The 18,530-nt window shown below is 39.4% G+C and carries 17 protein-coding genes; 11 read left to right on the top strand and 6 right to left on the bottom strand.

Going from position 1 to position 18,530, the window contains the following annotated elements; translation table 11 throughout:
* Window positions 1-10: 10 nt before the first annotated feature.
* The 3 genes from PGRAN_RS08225 to PGRAN_RS08220 are packed head-to-tail and all read right to left on the bottom strand — an operon-like array spanning window position 11 to window position 3,834.
* Window positions 11-1,936 carry a metallophosphoesterase gene (locus PGRAN_RS08225; protein WP_338151710.1) on the bottom strand — a complete coding sequence of 642 codons (1,926 nt, stop codon included), beginning with the start codon at window positions 1,934-1,936 and terminating at the stop codon, window positions 11-13.
* Window positions 1,851-2,573: an AAA family ATPase gene (locus PGRAN_RS17630; RefSeq protein ID WP_338151709.1), complete on the bottom strand. Its 723-nt coding sequence runs from the start codon at window positions 2,571-2,573 to the stop codon at window positions 1,851-1,853. The genes PGRAN_RS08225 and PGRAN_RS17630 overlap by 86 nt, the downstream gene beginning before the upstream one ends.
* 1 nt (window position 2,574) lies before the next feature.
* Window positions 2,575-3,834: a class I SAM-dependent methyltransferase gene (locus PGRAN_RS08220; protein ID WP_036066409.1), complete on the bottom strand. Its 1,260-nt coding sequence runs from the start codon at window positions 3,832-3,834 to the stop codon at window positions 2,575-2,577.
* A 200-nt stretch (window positions 3,835-4,034) separates the two neighbouring features.
* Here PGRAN_RS08220 and PGRAN_RS08215 point away from each other — a divergent pair, with 200 nt between their 5' ends.
* From PGRAN_RS08215 to PGRAN_RS08180, 8 genes are all read left to right on the top strand, one after another.
* Complete coding sequence (locus PGRAN_RS08215) at window positions 4,035-4,700, top strand: aquaporin (RefSeq protein WP_036066407.1); 666 nt, start codon at window positions 4,035-4,037, stop codon at window positions 4,698-4,700.
* Window positions 4,701-4,797: 97 nt separating this feature from the next.
* A complete protein-coding gene (locus PGRAN_RS08210; protein WP_036066406.1) occupies window positions 4,798-5,220 on the top strand; it encodes a MarR family winged helix-turn-helix transcriptional regulator in 423 nt (140 codons plus the stop codon).
* A gap of 11 nt (window positions 5,221-5,231) precedes the next feature.
* Window positions 5,232-6,380: an MFS transporter gene (locus PGRAN_RS08205; protein WP_051998513.1), complete on the top strand. Its 1,149-nt coding sequence runs from the start codon at window positions 5,232-5,234 to the stop codon at window positions 6,378-6,380.
* Between the two features lie 352 nt (window positions 6,381-6,732).
* Complete coding sequence (gene serC, locus PGRAN_RS08200; protein WP_036066402.1) at window positions 6,733-7,821, top strand: 3-phosphoserine/phosphohydroxythreonine transaminase; 1,089 nt, start codon at window positions 6,733-6,735, stop codon at window positions 7,819-7,821.
* Window positions 7,814-9,001: a phosphoglycerate dehydrogenase gene (locus PGRAN_RS08195; RefSeq protein ID WP_036066401.1), complete on the top strand. Its 1,188-nt coding sequence runs from the start codon at window positions 7,814-7,816 to the stop codon at window positions 8,999-9,001. The genes serC and PGRAN_RS08195 overlap by 8 nt, the downstream gene beginning before the upstream one ends.
* Before the next feature lie 67 nt (window positions 9,002-9,068).
* Window positions 9,069-10,310, top strand: coding sequence for a DUF1015 domain-containing protein (locus PGRAN_RS08190; protein WP_036066400.1), 1,242 nt, complete (start codon window positions 9,069-9,071; stop codon window positions 10,308-10,310).
* 237 nt (window positions 10,311-10,547) lie between these two features.
* Window positions 10,548-11,711: an ROK family transcriptional regulator gene (locus PGRAN_RS08185; protein WP_036066399.1), complete on the top strand. Its 1,164-nt coding sequence runs from the start codon at window positions 10,548-10,550 to the stop codon at window positions 11,709-11,711.
* A 1,789-nt stretch (window positions 11,712-13,500) separates the two neighbouring features.
* Window positions 13,501-13,923 carry an SRPBCC family protein gene (locus tag PGRAN_RS08180; protein ID WP_036066398.1) on the top strand — a complete coding sequence of 141 codons (423 nt, stop codon included), beginning with the start codon at window positions 13,501-13,503 and terminating at the stop codon, window positions 13,921-13,923.
* A 604-nt stretch (window positions 13,924-14,527) separates the two neighbouring features.
* Here PGRAN_RS08180 and PGRAN_RS08175 read toward each other — a convergent pair.
* The 3 genes from PGRAN_RS08175 to PGRAN_RS16940 form a co-directional block, all read right to left on the bottom strand.
* Window positions 14,528-15,067, bottom strand: coding sequence for an ATP-binding protein (locus PGRAN_RS08175; protein WP_149024022.1), 540 nt, complete (start codon window positions 15,065-15,067; stop codon window positions 14,528-14,530).
* A 539-nt stretch (window positions 15,068-15,606) separates the two neighbouring features.
* Window positions 15,607-15,861 carry a LytTR family transcriptional regulator DNA-binding domain-containing protein gene (locus PGRAN_RS17755; protein ID WP_036066396.1) on the bottom strand — a complete coding sequence of 85 codons (255 nt, stop codon included), beginning with the start codon at window positions 15,859-15,861 and terminating at the stop codon, window positions 15,607-15,609.
* A complete protein-coding gene (locus PGRAN_RS16940; protein WP_036066395.1) occupies window positions 15,827-16,354 on the bottom strand; it encodes a response regulator in 528 nt (175 codons plus the stop codon). Before PGRAN_RS16940 ends, PGRAN_RS17755 begins: the two co-directional genes overlap by 35 nt.
* Window positions 16,355-16,604: 250 nt before the next feature.
* Between PGRAN_RS16940 and PGRAN_RS08160 the strand changes: the two genes are divergently transcribed.
* The 3 genes from PGRAN_RS08160 to PGRAN_RS08150 form a co-directional block, all read left to right on the top strand.
* Window positions 16,605-16,910 carry a hypothetical protein gene (locus PGRAN_RS08160; protein ID WP_036066393.1) on the top strand — a complete coding sequence of 102 codons (306 nt, stop codon included), beginning with the start codon at window positions 16,605-16,607 and terminating at the stop codon, window positions 16,908-16,910.
* Window positions 16,911-17,346: 436 nt separating this feature from the next.
* Entirely contained in the window at window positions 17,347-18,153 is an 807-nt protein-coding gene (locus tag PGRAN_RS08155) for a hypothetical protein (protein WP_036066392.1), read from the top strand.
* Window positions 18,080-18,530, top strand: a 451-nt coding sequence (locus PGRAN_RS08150; RefSeq protein ID WP_241433316.1) for a toxin Cry1Ac domain D-VI-related protein, incomplete at its 3' end; no start/stop codon positions are given. The genes PGRAN_RS08155 and PGRAN_RS08150, both read left to right, overlap by 74 nt.

The raw sequence follows: 18,530 nt of genomic DNA, 5'->3' as shown, positions 1-18,530 counted from the left end.
ACGTGAAACTTTATAATCTAGGATCGATATCGCGTTCTTGTTCTACTTCAAATAGTAGGTTTGCTGCAGTTTCGTTGAATTTCTGATTGTTCGGTGTGATTTCTGACCAATTTATTTCTAATAATTTGGAAGCAAGTTGGGATTCTTTGATAGAGGTTCGCAGCTTTTTGTTGATGCTTTTTTGTTTTATCAATTTGTCCAATTTATGTGGGAACTGGAAGTCATAACCGTATACGATGGACAAGTAGTCTATGTTGCGCACTTTCATGTATGGCGCGATGTTTGGTGTTACTTTTTCTGGTTTGATGACGACGCCTTCCATCTTGTTGATTGTGGTGAGGTTGGCGAAATAGGCTTCGGCGATCGTCAAGTAGTCGGGCTGCGTGAGATCTAGCTGAACAAATGTGTCATCGTTAAGGAATCTATACATCTCAGAAGTTGGCCAAGCAGGGATTTGTTCAGTACTGTCGTTGTAAATGATTTTAAGTAGGGCAAAGGCTTTATAGTCTAGTTCGGCGTCTGTCGCGTGAATTTCTAGTTGTTGTTTATATGTCTGCAACGCTTCTTGGTGTTGTGCCAATGCCACACGGGTTTGTTTGATTTTGTGTAATGGTTTGTAGTTTTGATAGAGTCGCGAGCTATATTTGTCGTTGAGTTCTTTTTTTGTTAGTTTGGTTTGATCGACCGCGAAATCAGTGGCATCATATTCGCTGATTAGCTGCGATAGAGCCTCATCAAAACCGTGTGCTTGCAAAAAGGAGAGCTCGGTGTGCAACGCGGTTTCCATCGGTTGGAATTGTTTTTCGATGAGTTCTTTGCCGAGCGCCTGCCAAGGAAGTAGCTCGCCGTCTAAGATGAGCATTTGGATATGATTTTGCTCCATGTATTCGCCAAATCGCGTGTGCAGTGATGCGTAAATCGGCGTTAAGTCAATATGAGTTATTTTGAAGCCATTTCGACTGACCGCGAAACTGGATTTTGTATTTTTATGCAAGTAGATGTTGCAGCGGGAGCCCATGTATTTTGGTTGTAGAACAACTTCGGATATGCCTTTTTCGGCGAAATAATGTAGTCCTTTTTCTAGCGATTCTAACGAGTTGTTTTCTAGGTCTTTAGGTGCAGGAGACATCGTTCCTGAGATAAAATTGATTTTGTTTTCACCGATGAAATGAAGCCGACGCAGTGATTCTGTGTCGAGATCGCCGATGGAAACATGCCGCTCGCGTTTGAAAAGCGTCGGTAATTCGCCAGCGAGTTGCTGATTTTCGGAGCGAACGGATTTGAAAAGGGGTTTGCGATAGTTTAGTGTGACCGCAGTTAATTCATTCCCATGCGCACAACCAGTGTCCAGATGAAGCTTATTCTTGATGCGGAATGCTTGTTTTGCAGCAACATGTCCGAAAATGTGGTATGGATAATTATTCACAGCATCGTTTTCCAAGAATGTCAGCTGCTCCTGCACAGGTCTTGTCCGATCAAGGTGGAAATTGCGCTGATGACGCATGGAGTTCCCATCGAGTTTGCCAATATACTTATTCTGACACGGCGAGTGGGTGACATAAAAGGATGCTGTCTCATCACCAATATAATGATAGAAAGGCTGTGCTAATCGGAAAAGATGTTCAAATTTCGCAAAAAGTTCAGGATCAGCGACTAAATCAGGAATGGAGTCGAAGTAATTATCGACAATTTCTTGATTTGCCCCCTTAATCTCGCCTAAAATGTATTTATGAACAAAGTTTTCATGATTTCCAAGTACGAATAGAAAGAATTGTTGATTTTCGTATAGAAATTCGGTAATTTCGCGAGTGTTTTTTCCTTTATCGATCCAGTCACCAACGAGAACCATTTTATGAGGGCTCTGTATGATTTTGCCGTTTTCGATTTGGCATCCTAATTTTTGCAAGAGTGTTTTGTAGCTCGTTCGTGCATTCATGAACGTCGCCAATCATTGTGTAGGTCTCATTTGTTGGTAGAAGCGTATTTAAAAATGAGGCTTGGTTTGTGATCAGAATTTGATAGTCCGCCGTTTGTGTCGTAAAATTCTTTGCGCGAACACGATGGATGTGTTTGTAGTTTTCACGCGCGATATTCGGTAAAATTTCCTTTTTCAGACGTGTGACATGGTTGCTGATAAGCTTTTTCGAACGCTCGCTTGCGTAGTAGTCATCACGATTTCGGTAGTCAAAAAGGATAATTTCGACATTGTAATTATTATTTTTCGCCGTTTCGCGGACTTTTTCACGAAAATCAGCGGTTAGTCCAGTTGTATCTAAAACAACAAATTCGGCGTTGATTGGGAATTTTGTGACCAAATCTAGTTTTTTGAACAGCATTTCGAACGTTTGATCACTTGCTTCGAGCATGATTTGAGCATATTTATCGTAGTCTTTACCTAGCATCTCTTGGCGAATTGCATCAGAAGATAGATATTGGACGTTCGCATGAAAATTTTTGTCGGGTTCAGAAAATTGGAGTTGTGGTATCAGAATTTCATTTGCAAAAGTGGTTTTTCCGCATTCTGTTGGGCCGACGAGCATGAAAATTGTGTGGAGTTGTGTTTTTAGTTCCATATTAATCCTCCTTTTTCCTTAAAAGCGCGCCTTGCGTAGTATGAATACCGTTCACTGCATCACCAATTGCTTGAAATTCCACTGTGACTTTACTATTATCGATCGTTTCGGTAAGCCATTCTTGGAATTCCTCGGTACTCATTTCCCAATCGTGGTCATCGTGACGGAAGCCCTCCAAACCATAAAAGGAATTAAACTCACTGTTTGGTGTCGTGATAATACACGTATCAAAATCGATATTTTCGATGATTTTGCGGATCAGTTTTTTTGCCATTTTGGTAGGCATATGTTCAATGACTTCCGTCAAAATAACATCGACCTTTTCAGTTGGGGCGTTTTCCAAGAATGTTTCCAAGGAGGAGTAGGTAATAATGTTATCAAGCTCTTTTTTCGCCGCTTTTTTATTGGTCAAAAGGAGCATTTCGGGATCAATATCGATTGCGTAATAATCAAGTTTTGTTTTCTCAGCAAATGGAATGGCATAAAAGCCTTCGCCGCAACCAATATCGACAATAACTTTATCAAAATTCAACTGACTCGCGATGAAATTCCGTCTTTGAACCGCCGTACCACCAAAATCGAACTGAATATCGTAACGGTCGGTAGCTTCCAGTTCTGATTTGAATTGACTGAACAGTTTGCGAGTCGTTAAGAAATGATGCACAAAAAGGTTACGAATATAGAACGGTGGATCTGTGATTTGCACACTTTTGATGTATTTCTTCAGCAAATCGTCCGTAATATCCAGATATTCGCGACTAAAACCAGCGAAAAATAGGCAAAATAGATTGGAAATATGAATCAAATCGTAGAGACTAGATTTTGTGGAGATCGTCACCGCCCAGTTAGAATCGGAAAGGTGCGTTACTTCGAATGTGTAGTCTGGCATATATTTTTGGAAAAACTCGATATAGTGGACACGGCGAATGTAGAGCATATTAATATGAAACTCGTGTGTGAAACCTGCTTGGTCGCGCGGATCTCTTTCTTTTAAAGAGAAAAACTCACTCAGAGCATTTAATGGGAAAATATTCGAATTATAGCGAGATAGATTGAGATATTCAAAATTTTCATCACGGTACTTCTTATAGGAAATATCATTATCAGCGTCTTTGAAATAAACGTTGTAGGTATCTTGTGGGGAATACCAGCCGTGTGCGACGCCTTTACGCATTTGTCTTAAGATCATGCCTGAGTCGGGATTCTTCTTTATTAGAAAGGAGAAATCAGGATTTGTCGATTTTACTTGGATAATTGCCATTTTTAAATCTCCTTTTCGCAAGGTATTGACGTTTCACGTGGAACATCTCTATGCTACTACGTTAAGGTAAGCGCTTCTTTTTGTCAATACCATTAAATTTGCATCATTTGTGCATTTTATTACAAAAATAAAGGTTTACAAATTACTCATTTCGAGGTATATATAGTAAGTGCGAAAAAAATTCAAAAGGAGGAGAACACATGAGTAAGAAATTATTTGCTGAATTTATTGGAACTTTTGTTTTGGTCTTATTCGGCACAGGTACCGCAGTTTTAGGCGGTGGAATTGAAGGGATTGGGACGCTTGGAATCGCGATGGCATTTGGTTTGTCAATCGTTGCGATGGCGTACAGCATTGGAACTATTTCTGGATGTCACGTGAATCCAGCTGTTTCCGTTGCGATGTTTTTAAACAAGAGAATTTCAGGTAGCGAGTTAGTTGGATACATTGTGGCGCAAGTAGCTGGTGCGATTGTTGGTTCCGTTACATTGCTTTCATTCTTAAATCTTTCTGACATGTCTACTAAAAACTTAGGTCAAAATGGATTTGGAAATATCGGTGCAGGCGGCGCATTCTTAGTAGAAGCAATCTTAACTTTCGTATTTGTATTAGTTATTATCGTCGTTACTGGTAAAAAAGGAAATCCTGCTTTTGCTGGTTTAGTTATCGGCTTGACTTTAGTTTTAATTCACTTACTAGGCATTCCGTTGACAGGAACTTCTGTTAACCCGGCTCGTAGTATTGGTCCAGCTCTATTTGCTGGCGGTGAAGCTTTATCTCAATTGTGGGTGTTCATTGTAGCGCCTATCGTTGGTGGTTTAGTGGCTGCGATTGTTGGTAAATTTGCAATGGATAGTGAAAAATAAAATCTTATTTTAGGGTATGGTAATGGCTATAACTGTTATCATATCTTTTTTTATGATATAGTTGTCATGACAATTAAATGTGGGGAGGGGGATCGCGATGCGGGGATTTTATGAGGATGTGGCGTTTCGGACGAATGTAGTGGCTAAGAAAACAAGCCTTCACTTGCAGCACGGTTTGGAGCGGTTTGATGTGACGCCGGAACAGTGGTCTGTTTTGAATGTGGTGGATCAGAAGGCGCCAATTTCGCAACGACATATAGCAGCGTTCACAGAAAAGGACGCCCCAACTGTTAATCGAATTATCGATGTGCTCATTCGAAAAAATTTAATGACAAAGGCAATAGATGCACAGGATCGGCGAATTACATCGCTAGCTTTATCGACAGAAGGTAAACAAAAAGTACAACTGATTCGGAATGTGGTGGAGGAGACGTGCACCCACTTCTATCGGGGGATAGCGGATACGGAGCTAGAAGTCTACTTGGATATCTTGGCACGTATTGAAAATAATTTAGAGTGAGAAGGGATTTTTTGAAGGCGAAATTATGGACGAAAGATTATGTGATATTATTGATCTCCAGCTTATTTTTATATATTGGATTTCAGATTTTTATGCCAACGCTACCTGCGCAAATTATTAAATTAGGTGGTACGGAGACCCAGGCGAGTTTAGCGGTGGGCTTATTTTCGTTGGTCGCTTTGTTCATGCGAGTGATTGCGGGAGGGCTAAATGATCGTTTTGGTGCGAAAATCATGATTTTGGTTGGGTTCTTTGTGTTGATTGCGGTGACGGTGAATTTTTATTGGTCAACGGTAGTCTCGGCATTATTGGTATTACGGCTATTTCATGGTGTCGGTTGGGGGATTACGACGACCTCAATTGCGACGGGGGTTTCGACGTTAGTGCCACCGAATCGGACGGGAGAAGGTATTGGTTTTTATGGATTGACGACGGCGCTTGGAATGTCGCTTGCACCGATTATTGCGATTATTTTGATGAACCAGTTTTCATTTAATTTTTTGATTGGATTTTCGATCGTATTGATGGTATTGGTTTTTCTGTTGGTGACACGGTTGAAAATGCCGAAACAAGCGATAGTCGTGAAGCATAAGATGCAGTTGTTTGATAAGGGCGCATTGCTACCAGCGCTACTCTGTATGCTGATGGCTTTTCCATTAGGTGGTATTCAGACATTTATGATGATTTATGGATTGGAATTACACGTGCAGATGGTCTGGATTTTCTTTGTTGGGCAGGCGATTATGGTGTTGGTAAGTAGGCTTTTTGCGGGACGATTGTATGATTTGAAGGGGCATCGGGTGGTTATTCTTCCAGGAGTCGTGTTGATGGGCCTTGGATTGTGGTGGTTGTCGCTGGCAACGGGAGCTTGGAGTTTATTTGGATCTTCATTGTTTTTCGGTCTCGGCTACGGAATGGTTCAGCCCTCGTTGCAAGCTTTAGCAGTGGATCGTGCGGCACCTGATAAAAAGGGGATTGCGAATGGGACATTTTTATCGGGGATGGATGTTGGGATGGCGCTTGGGAGCTTTGGACTTAGCTTTATCGCGACGCATTATAATTATGCAATGATGTATCGTTGGTCTATTGTTACGCTAGTGATTTTTCTGGTGATTTATTTGATTGTTTTTCGGACGAAGCGATTATTACCCGGGAAATAATGCGAGGATTTATTTTTTCGGGAAAAGTTTTTAAAAGAATACTAGAAAGTCAATCTCAAGGTTTTTAGCCAAATGGGGACGCTTTCTTGGTGTTTTTTTAATAAAAACCCGCAGAATAAGTTAAATTTGTCTGAAAATATTCGTATTTTCTGATATAATATATCCAAGTGTTAGGAGTAAGTATTCTTTCTTGGGTTTGATTAGACTGGAAATGGGAATGAGATACATATGTGAACTCCAAAATAGGCTTTTCGCAATACTTGTAATGCTTGTCACAGTTTTTGTATTAAGACCAGATGTGAGAAATCGAAGTTGTAGGTTGGAAATACGATTGGAACAGGAGAGATGTTGTGTGGAAAGAGCGTATAATTTTTCAGCAGGACCTGCGATTTTGCCCGTACCGGTTTTAGAAAAGGTGCAGAAGGAGCTATTATCGTACAAAGGTTCAGGAATGTCAGTAATGGAATTAAGTCATCGGTCAGATTTATTTGAGGAAATCCTTGGGGACGCAGAGTCACTATTGCGTGAATTAATGCACATTCCCGAAAATTACAAAATTTTATTCTTACAAGGTGGGGCGAGTCTACAATTCACCATGATACCGATGAATTTGATGGCTGGTAAGAAGGCCTATTTTGTCAACACTGGCTCATGGTCTGAAAAAGCGATGGAAGAAGCGGCTAAGATTGGTGATATTGAAGTGCTGGCATCATCTAAAGACAAGAATTTCAGCTATATTCCCGAGATACCGCGCGTGCCATCCGACGCGGCTTATTTGCACATCACAACGAATAACACCATTGAAGGTACTGCTATTTTTACGCCTCCTGAAACTGGTGATGTGCCACTTGTTGCGGACATGTCTTCCAATATTTTGTCGAGTGTGTATGATGTGAACAAGTTTGGCCTGATTTATGCGGGCGCACAGAAGAACATTGGTCCTGCAGGGCTTACGATCGTTATTGTTCGTGAGGATCTGATCGGGAACGTAGCTGGTTTGCCGGCGATGCTTGATTATGCGGTACAAGCGAAGAATGGTTCAATGTATAATACACCAGCGACATTTGCGATTTATGTGGCAAAGTTGGTTTTTGAATGGATTAAGGAGCAAGGTGGCGTAGCGGGAATCGAAGCGCTTAATAGAAAGAAAGCGGCTCTTTTATATGATTATTTGGACGCGTCTTCGATGTTTTCATCTCCTGTAAATAAGGCGGATCGTTCGCTAACGAATGTACCGTTTATGACGGGATCACCTGATTTAGATAAATTATTTATTAAAGAAGCGGAGGAACTTCATTTTGAAAATTTGAAGGGACACCGCTCGGTTGGTGGTATGCGTGCCAGTATTTACAATGCTTTTCCATATGCGGGTGTCGAAGCACTGACTGCTCTGATGGAAAAATTTGTTGCGACTCATAAAGGGGGAGAGATCCATGTTTAATATTCAGACTTTCAATGCGATTGCAAAAGAAGGATTACGTAAGTTCGATGTGGAAAAATACTTAATTGATGGGAATCAAGCGCCAGATGGTATTTTACTGCGAAGCTATGATCTACATGATTTTGAGTTTCCTGATAGTGTGAAAGCTGTGGCACGAGCGGGTGCGGGAGTGAATAATATTCCTGTCGAGGCTTGTGCGGATAAGGGAATCGTGGTTTTTAATACACCTGGTGCGAATGCAAACGCGGTGAAAGAGTTGGTATTGGCGAGTCTATTCATGGGTGCACGGCCGATTTTGGAAGGCTCAGAGTGGGTGAAGACACTTGATGGTTCTGATATTGAGAAGAAAGTCGAAGCTGGGAAGAAGCGGTTTGCTGGGACGGAACTTGCTGGGAAGCGTTTAGGGATCATCGGTTTAGGCGCGATTGGTGCGCTTGTAGCGAATGATGCTTTGGCGCTTGGTATGGAAGTTGTCGGTTATGATCCGTATGTTTCGGTGGATACGGCATGGCGGATTTCGAAAGAGGTAGAGCGCGCGATGACGCTCGAGGAAGTATTGGCGACATGTGATTATTTGACGGTTCATGTGCCGCTGAAGGATAATACGGCGGGCATGTTCAACCGGGAAACGTTGCAATTGATGAAACCTGATGCGGTTTTACTTAATTTTTCGCGTGGGGAATTGGTGGACGAGAATGCGATGATTGAAGGGCTGAACGCTGGTCAGTTGCGCATGTACATTACTGATTTTGCGACGGAAGCTTTTGTGAAACATCCCAATGTTGAAGTGTTACCTCATCTAGGAGCTTCGACGGAAGAAGCCGAAACCAACTGTGCAAAAATGGCAGCGAAGGAACTGGCGTCTTTTTTAGAAACAGGTAGTATTAAGAATTCGGTGAACTTCCCAAATGTGGAGATGCCTTATAATGGCCATCCGCGCTTGGCGGTTTTCCATCACAATGTGCCGAATATGGTTGGGCAGGTTACGACGGAACTCGCGAATGGTTCGATCAATATTTTGGATATGACCAATCGCAGTAAGGGCGACTACGCTTATACACTGATTGACATGGAAAAAGCGGCACAAGGGAACTTATCGTTGGTTGAGGAGCGTCTGAACGCGATTCCTGGTGTGATTCGTGTGCGTGCGATTGAACCTGCTGGAGTTACGGCTTACTAAGATAAAATGAATAGCTGCGATGGGATTTCTGTCGTGGCTATTTTTATAAAATAAGGAGGGATTTTTTGTGGTTAAAATTAGGGCTTTTAAGGCGATCAGACCAAGTGCGAAGGAAGCGGTTTATGTGGCTTCGTTGCCGTATGATGTGTTGAATACGGAGGAGGCGCGGAAACTCGGGGATGCAAATCCGATGTCGTTTTTACATATTGATAAGGCGGAGATTGATTTGGCGCCAGATGTGTCATCGTATGATGCGTCGGTTTACGAGCAGGCCGCGTCGAATCTGGCAGAGTTTCAGGAAAAGGGATGGCTTGCGAAAGATGCGAAACCGGAACTTTATTTGTATCAGTTAGTGATGAACGGGCGGCCGCAGACGGGGCTTGTGACGTGTACAGCGATTGATGATTATGTCAGTGGCGCGATTAAAAAGCATGAATTGACGCGTGAGGAGAAGGAGTTGGATCGGATTCGCCATGTGGATGTGACAGATGCGAATACGAGTCCGATTTTCTTGACGTATCGGTCGGATGAGCTGGTGAATGATGTCGTGGATGCGTGGATTGGTAGTCATAAGCCAGTTTACAATTTCAAGAGTTTTCATGATGTGACGCATCGGATTTGGGCGGTGGACGATGCGGATGTGGTTCGCGTGCTTACGAAGGCGTTTGAGACGATCCCTGCGCTTTATATCGCGGATGGGCATCATCGTACGGAATCGGCGGTTAAGGTCGGCTTGAAGCGTCGCGAGGAGTTCCCGGACGCTGGTGCAGACGCGGAGTTCAATTTCTTCCTATCTGTGCTATTCCCGCAAGATCAGCTCGAGATTCTCGATTATAACCGTGTTGTCGACGTACCGATCGCAGCTGATTTTCTAGACCAAATTGCTATAAAATTTGATGTTGAAAAGGTCGGGAAGGAAGCGTATAAACCAGCGAAACCCAATACGTTTGGTATGTATCTAGACGGTTCGTGGTACGGTTTGAAAGTGAAACGAGAGTTCGCTGGTGACGGTGTGATTGCGAGTCTTGACGTGTCTATTTTGGCCGATCAGGTGCTCACGCCACTGTTTGGAATCGAGGATATTCGTCGCGATGACCGGATTAATTTTGTCGGTGGGATTCGTGGGTTGGCGGAATTAGAGCAGTTAGTCGATGCAGGAAAATACACTGTAGCGTTCTCGATGTATCCGCCAACGATGGATAATTTGCTAGATGTAGCAGATGCTGGCGAGATCATGCCTCCAAAATCGACGTGGTTTGAGCCGAAGCTGTTGAGTGGACTGTTTGTACATGATTTGGAGAGTAAATAGATAAAAACTGGTTCCATCACATTTCAGGTGTGCAATGGAACCAGTTTTTTGATGTTTCACGTGAAACATTACGCTGGAAATTGAAACTTCGGCGCCGCTCAGTGTTCAAACCTGCAGATGTATACTGGCAACCTCAAAAATAGAATAGCATCCAAGAACCTTTATTTCCACTTTTACGGTGTTAGGGTTGTGTGTTATACTTTTTAAAAACGGGTAGCTAGAAAGGGACGTATATGTATGACTAAAAAAACTGATCAGGATGTTATGAGAGAAAACAATAAGAAATTAGTATTAAAAACTCTATTTAATGCTGGTCAGACATCAAGAAGTTCGATTGCCAGTGCGATTCATTTGCAAAAATCCACGGTATCTTCTATCGTTCGCGAATTACATGAGGAAGGTCTGATTGAAGAGCTTGGCATCGGTGAGTCTTCCCACACAGGCGGACGTAGACCGAATTTGATTCAATTTAATTATCGGTATGGTTATGTCTTGGCTTTCGATATGGGAGCGAGGCATTTAAGGTATTCGGTGAATTATTTGAATGGTGAGGTGATTCAAAAAGAGTCGCTTCGCTTAACCGGCCGCAGTATAAAAGACGTTTTTCAGATGATGCGGGAAGTTATTTCTGGTCTAAAGGCATTCGATACGATGAAAGGGCTGCTAGGCATTGCGGTATCGACACATGCTCCTGTTCACGAGAATGAGATTCGATATAGTCCATTTTTAGAGCTTGATTCTTTTTCATTGTTAACTGCATTGGAAGAAATTGTTGATGTACCGATCGAGTTTGAGAATGAGGCCAATTTAACAGCAATTTCGATTCGCGATTTTTGGTATTATTCCGGTGAGGAGCCGCTTCAGAACTTGTTGGCGCTGAATATTCATAACGGTATCGGCGTTGGCACGATCATTAACGAGCAGCTTTACTACGGCGTGCAGGGGCTAGCTGGCGAAATCGGTCGTTCGGTCATCTGTAAGGATAAACAAGTGTATCGGTTGGAAGAGCTATACTCCGAAAAAGCAATTATGGAAAAAATCGCGAAGCATGAAAATAAGCCGGAATTGACGGTAGACGAATTTGCCGCATTGATAAAAAAGAAAGATGCCTTTGTTTTGGAGGTTGTCGATGAATGGATCACGGCGATTGCGCAAATTACTTATAATTTGGTGCAATACAGCGCGCCAGAAGCTGTATTTCTTTCATCGCGGTCCTTATCGCAATTTCCAGATTTGTTAGACCGCATTTCCGAGGAGTACCAGGCGCTCGATCCGTTAGGAGAAACGCGGATTGAATTCACACAACATGATATTTACGACTCCTCCTTGCTCGGCGGTGTCGCCCTTATTTCGCGACAAGTTTTAGGACTAGAATCGCAAGACCTCATTTTTAAAAAGTGATACATGTTGAATAGGATGGAACACTTGGGGATCTTTAACTCCACTTATGTTCCATCCTTGTGATTACTAGCCTACCATTGTACCCTTCCTTCTGAAGATTAAGTTATTTTAGAACAATAGATCTTCTTCAAATTTTCTTTTAATCTATTGTTGTAAAATAATATTATCTCCATGAGCTCGTCACAGTCCCTGAGTAGTAGCAAATGGTCCCTGCCCTTGTGTAATTTATTCTTACCAGTTTAAGATACCCAGTATAGCGGTTCCCATAACTAGTGGTTGTGAAATGTCTCATTGTTGGACCAGTACCACCCGTATAGCTTTGGGAAATCGTCATCGTCATACTACTTGAACCTGTTGATGCCTGCGGTGAAGGCGACACCTTACCTAAAAATCCAAAAAAGCCAAGTGACAAAACAAATACTAAACCAAGCTTCATACTTAATTTTTCCATTTTATTCATCGCGTCCTTTCCAAATTACCAAATGTGTGAGTATCCTGGACTGATAAAATTAATAACCGTTCGCTATGTGTTAGCGTTCCTCTTCTACCTAAAATAATATTGATACTATACTTAAAATTCTATCGATATAAGTACCCCGAATAATCTGATAAATTTCCGCCAGATGTACGATATCTGTAGCTGGTCTTATAGATATATCCTTTGTACGTATACCCATTTTGCGTAATCGTTGCGTACATTCTCGCTGGCCCAGTTCCTGAACTAAACTTAAAGGATTGAGTGTGCTTTATTGATGTTGTCATAGCCACCACAACGTTAGGAGTATTTCCAATTACACCCGCTCCTGTGAAACTAAATATAAGAGCGCAAACGGTGCTAAAAGCTACTAGTAATTTTTTTATTTGCAGTCCCCCTTTTTATTAGTATTAATTATAACATGTAAGCGTTGGTTAATTTGTGTCTAAATTATTAACATTTCCCTTTAAAAGCATTTATTCTATGTAAATTATCTTTCCTTCTCTTGATCTTTTTGGAATTTTGACGACTTTTTAATGCTCATTTCGTTTCTCTCTATTTATGGCTTATATAGAATCCATTCCGAAATGCTCAGCACAACTCTATATAAAAAACTTCGACATTTCTATAGGTTAAAGAGGTACAAGCTATGAATTCTCCCAAGCTTGTACCTTGATTTTTCGCTCCAACAGTTCATATAGTGAAATGGCAACCTTTTGTCAAATAAAATCTATAAGGTGTTGCGGGATTTAACCTGTAACATCTTTGTTTTCGATAGATTTCATGATACGAAACTTAGTCGGACTTTGGTAATTCAACCCACCGTGGAGCCGAATACGATTCCACCGAACGAAAAGGAAGGGAATCTGCACCTCTTCTGCATGTAGAAGGAGATGAAGGGGAGCGCGGCATCCACAATCTAGCCCCACTAGACCGATGACTCGCGTAGAACATCTCACTCTATTAGCCAAACTCACATGTGTTCTTTAAACCACCTTCATTATAGTATAGGTTTGTCTAGGGAGTCCGTGACATAAAAGCAAATTTTTCATTACTTACAGCCGTGTAGAAAGCGCTTGCTCTTGTTTTTTTCAGGTAAGATTATCCCTAGATGATGTTTTAAACGGATGCTTCGATTCATCTATTACTAATCAATTTTCAACATGCTGGAGACACCTTGAAAATTCTGTATGAAAAAGGGGCACCATTTCAACTTTAGTCTACCAGAGCACATATTGCTTGTTAGTAGATGTCGGATGTACTACAATATAAATATATATTTCCATTAAAAAGATATCTAGAAGGAGGCTTATAATGAAACACATTAAAAAAGAGTTTATGCTTGATTGCGGACCTGAAGAGGCTTGGCAATTAGTTGTTGATCGCAGTAAGTATGAAAAATGGGCAGCTGCTTTCCATGAAGGATCGACCTACACTGGTGATATGGGACTTGATAAAACCGTTAACTTTGTTGATGCGGAGGGAAATGGTTTGGTTTCTAAAGTAGTCGTTTTTGAACCAGAAAAAGAAATCAAATTCGCATTTTTAGGTGAAATCAATGATGGGAAATATGTTGAGGTTGCTGCATTTGCAGATATGCTAGAATACTATGTATTTGAACCAGTAGGTAGCCAGACAAGGATGCTTGTGGATGTTGCAATGGATGATAAATATTATGACATGATGAATGAAATGTGGGACCGAGCGGGGACTGAGCTTGTGAAGTTGAGTAAGTAGGAGAAAAAGCTTGTATATTTTATATAATGGTGTTAAAATTTACGGGTTTTGGCACCATTTTTAATTTTTAGAGTTCGAAAAAAGGGAGTGGAACAAATGGCTAGAAAATGAGCATCCTTATTGGAGTGTCTTGATAATAGCTATTGTAAATGGTGACTTTATGGAAACGGCGATTTATGGAATATTATTTTATAACATTTTGATGTTGTTAAGTGCTAAGAGAAGAGCAAAAAAATAAAGAAAAGGTTGATGAAACGATCAAAGTAAATGTAAAGAAAGGGCGCGCTGAAAAAGTGATGCTCTTTCTTTGTATATGTAGTGTCAAAAAGCATACTTTTTGACACATGAAATAAATGATTAAAAGAGAATCATTGGTCGCTTGAAGTAACATTTTGCTGGTTTTTCAAACTAACCTTCAGATTAACTAAAAGCGTTTTATTTGTAACGGAGTAGTTGAGCTCTAAATTTGAATGTCGAGTCACAATTTTTCTTAAATTGGAAAGGCCAAGTCCTTTATGATTTTGTTTTGTAGAAAAACCTTTTTTTAAAAACAGTTTGTAGTTTGAAATTTTCTGGAACAGGATTTTTAACGATGAATTCAAGACTATTCGCTTTTTTTAAAATATTGACAGTAATAAAAAAAATGATTATCAAAGCGAGCTTCCACTGCATTATTTAACATAATAGAAATACAGCGAAGGTAATCGAGCAAATCGATAGGGGGTTCTCTAAAATCTGCTGTAATATTCAAGTTTAAAGGAATCTCCTTCTCGATACATGTAGAAGAAAATTCATAAAGAACAGCTTTGATAGGAAGGTTATACATATAATCGATTTGAGTCAGATACTGCTTGTTAAATTGCGATAGCGTTTGATTTTGAATTTTCTTTAAGAATATACGGGCTTCTTCTACTTGATTTTCAGCTAGATAGCCTTCAAGTCCTAGAAGTATAGCACCTAAGTCATGCTGAAACTCCCTAGAAAATTCGAATAGATTTTGTTCTGCTAAAAGAGTCTCTCGAAGTAATTTGTTATCGAGGGTTTGCCTGTGTAGCTTAGAAATGAGGTTTGCAAATAAAAAGAATGCAATCAGCGCTAAAAAAACGGTGAAAATAACGATGGGAATACCGCTTCTATATTGCATATTGTTTTGATTACTAACAATAAAAGCGTGCAGGATTGTTAATCCAATGAATAAAAGGAATATCAAAAAATTTACATATATTAAGTTACTTTTCAAAAAATAGATTTTATTCTTTAAGTCATATTTTTTTTAAAATAAAAATAACAAAAAAAAGATAATAAAAATAGGAAAACCATTTGAAGCAAAAAAGAGAAAAGGTAAAATGGAGAAGGTACCATGAAAGTTCATTTGTAGGGGTAAATCATAGGTGAGGTAGAACGATACGATTGAAAGACTATACTGGATGAGTAAATAAAGTATAGCAAGTAGATGACTCTTTGAATGAGTGGAACTAAATAGCCATTGCAGTAAGTAAATGACTAAAAATAGACTATAGAATAATCCAATGTTAAAAATCAGAGCAATGCCAACGTTTATTCCAAGAGCAACGGTCAGCCAGATAAGTTGTTTACCCGAAAAAAAAGAATTTTTTTCCAATTATCCACAGAATAATCAGATAATTCATCGTAAGAAAAAGTGTTGCCTCCACATAAGTCACCTTAGAGTCCCCCTTTCTCTTTAAAGTATGCCAATAATTTACGTGCACTTGGCGTGTTAAGTTCTAAAATACTGCCGTTTTGAAAGTAAATAAAACCGATACTCTGGTTAATCGATTTAATCATACTGACATGAATAATATAAGATTTCAGCTCGTTATAAAATACAGGCATATCGAACTTTTGCTTAATTTGCGAGATTTTTCCATCTATAAAAGACTCTTCATAGATGGTTGTAATGAGTAAAGTATTTTTCATACCAGCAACAGTTGTAATATAAAGAATGTCGTCCAAATGAAAAGCAATGGGCTTTTTTTGGTTTGTTAAAATAACTTTGTTTACCAGTTTCTCTTTGCTTTTTCAGTTCGGCTTGAATATTCGATAAAGCAGTAAAAATTTCTGAAGATAGGATTGCTTTGTCTGCTGTCTTAATTAGATAAGCCGTGGGATAAATGTTGGAATTAATCATCTCTCGTCCAAAATCTGGATAGGATGTTAAAAATAATATATAGCATTTACTGTTTCTTTTTCGTATTTCGGTACCGATATCCAGACCGTTAATCGAACTCTTTAAATCAATATCTAAAAAGAAGATAGAATCATTTTGAATATCTAAAGTATCCATAGAAAAAATATTTGTGATGATCTTAATCTCCCAGTCACCGAATAAAAAGGGATTGTACATGTTTTTTATAAGTGTCACAAGATCTGCGCGAAATTTAAGATTATCTTCAATAATATAAATATGCATGAAAACACCGCCTTATATTTAGTATAAGTAAAAGAAAGTAAGAAAACAATTAAATTGGCTGTCAAATAAAAAGAAAACGATTTCAAATGAAATAAACATTTTAAAAAAACATAGTAAGATAAATGAGTAAGCAAAATAGAGTGTGAATAAATCGACAAAAACAAGGAAGAAGTTTGACGCAGGTCAAGGATTACACCATTTGTTACAGGGTGTATTTCTAGTAGAATAAAAATGGAAAGGGGGAGAGGAAGTGAATTATGTGGAATTTCATAATTCTTTAAAAGAAGAACCTATCGTAAGTTCGTATATCTTAGCCAATGTTCCAAGCGAAGGTATCAGTATTCATAAACATGATACCTTATGTCTTTCAGAAGAAGAAGTCTGTTATATAGAAAACGGAACGTTATTCCAAATGAATCCGCTAAAAGAATATTATTTGTTTAATTGTTTGCAGCCGAATCATTTTATCGTGAAAGCAAGAGAAGAGGATAGAATGAAGTTAGTGGCTGTCGAAACAAGTCAGGTAAACATTTTTCAAAAAAAAAGAACTTTATGAATTTTTAGATCAGGAAAAACTTCTATCTCATTTTTTTCTAAATGTAATAGAAAAAAAAATGAAACAGTCATTACAGAGTTAAATATGCTATCTGATTTATTAGCGGAAGAGCGAGTAAAGTACACGTTGTATTGTATCTTGCCGCAAATGGAATTAGAAAGAGAAGATGGTTTTATACAGGCACCTAAATGGATGAATATGAAAATTTTAGCTCAAATCAGTCATTGCTCTCTATCTAGAACATCGAAAATTATGAAAAATCTGCAAAAGGAAAAAAATTGTTCAGATAGATAATGGTATGTGGTATCGAGATTATACGGCGAGCTAATTTGGTAGATATAACATACTGATCGGGAGGTGAGCTAGATGTAATCTTAGTAAGAAAGTTTCGTGGAATCATAAAAAATAAAATGGAATTGGGAGAGGAATTGAAAGAATGTCAAAAAAACAAATCGTAAGAAAAGTATTAATAACATCCACGGCAGTAGCTATTGTAGCTTCTTCATTTGGAGCCCCATTAACTGCTATGGCAGAAGAGCAAAATAATGTTCAAAGTAGTACTGGGGAAAAATCTAACAGGATCTTAGTGAGAGACACATTCTCACATTTCACATGGGATAAAAATGGAAACCTGATTTCTATTCATTTCCCTTCAAGTACGACTGTACAAAATTATAATTTCAGACTAATGGTGAATAATGTTTATCGTTCCTCAATTATTAAAGGACAACCATATTATTCTTATTTGAATGGCTCTAAGTGGAGCTTTGGAAACCCTATAAGTGCTTCTTCAACCTTTAGAATAGAAAGAATAAACGATAAGGGAGAAGTTTTGGATTATATAACTAAGGATGGTGTAATGGGTATATCTGATAAGTATTGGATTTCAAAAGCCAGAAGTCCTCTTGATTGGATGCTAGAGGGCGGTGTTCCGGTGGCGATTGCACCTTTGGCAATGACAGATGCACAAGCTAGTATTGATCAGATTATGAATGTAAGTAACAACACTGTAAAGCAAGAACTACAAACTCGGTTGAATGAGGCAAATAGACAATACGCTTATAATAATAATCTCGCTAAAAGTATAGGCAATATATTTACAAGCTCAAGTCAAATAGCATTGAAATCAAATGTCACACAATCTACTCTGGATGACCTGAAAAAAAAAATTGAGCGGTGTAGTAAATCTAGAATGGAGAGGTCAATTAACTACAACTCTTTCAACAGCTCAAACACTACTTGATCAGACAGTAGAAGAAGCTAACAATCTAAAAGCAGCAAACGAAGCAGTTAATAAATTGTTTGGTGACAGTGGGCACACCAAGCTAGCGGAAGGGATTACTGCAACAGATATTAATCAAGCCAAAGCGTTGGCGAATAAAGTGAGTAATGCAGGTAAGAAGAAGGAACTTCTGGATGAGATTGAAAAAGCACAAAAGTTGTTAGATGCAAAAGTAGTGGAAGCTAACAATCTGAAAGCAGCAAACGAAGCAGTTAATAAATTGTTTGGTGACAGTGGGCACACCAAGCTAGCGGAAGGGATTACTGCAACAGATATTAATCAAGCCAAAGCGTTGGCGAATAAAGTGAGTAATGCAGGTAAGAAGAAGGAACTTCTGG

Source organism: Listeria grandensis FSL F6-0971, from assembly GCF_000525835.1.
Lineage (GTDB): Bacteria > Bacillota > Bacilli > Lactobacillales > Listeriaceae > Listeria_A > Listeria_A grandensis.
This window is presented reverse-complemented; position numbering and strand designations above follow the sequence as displayed.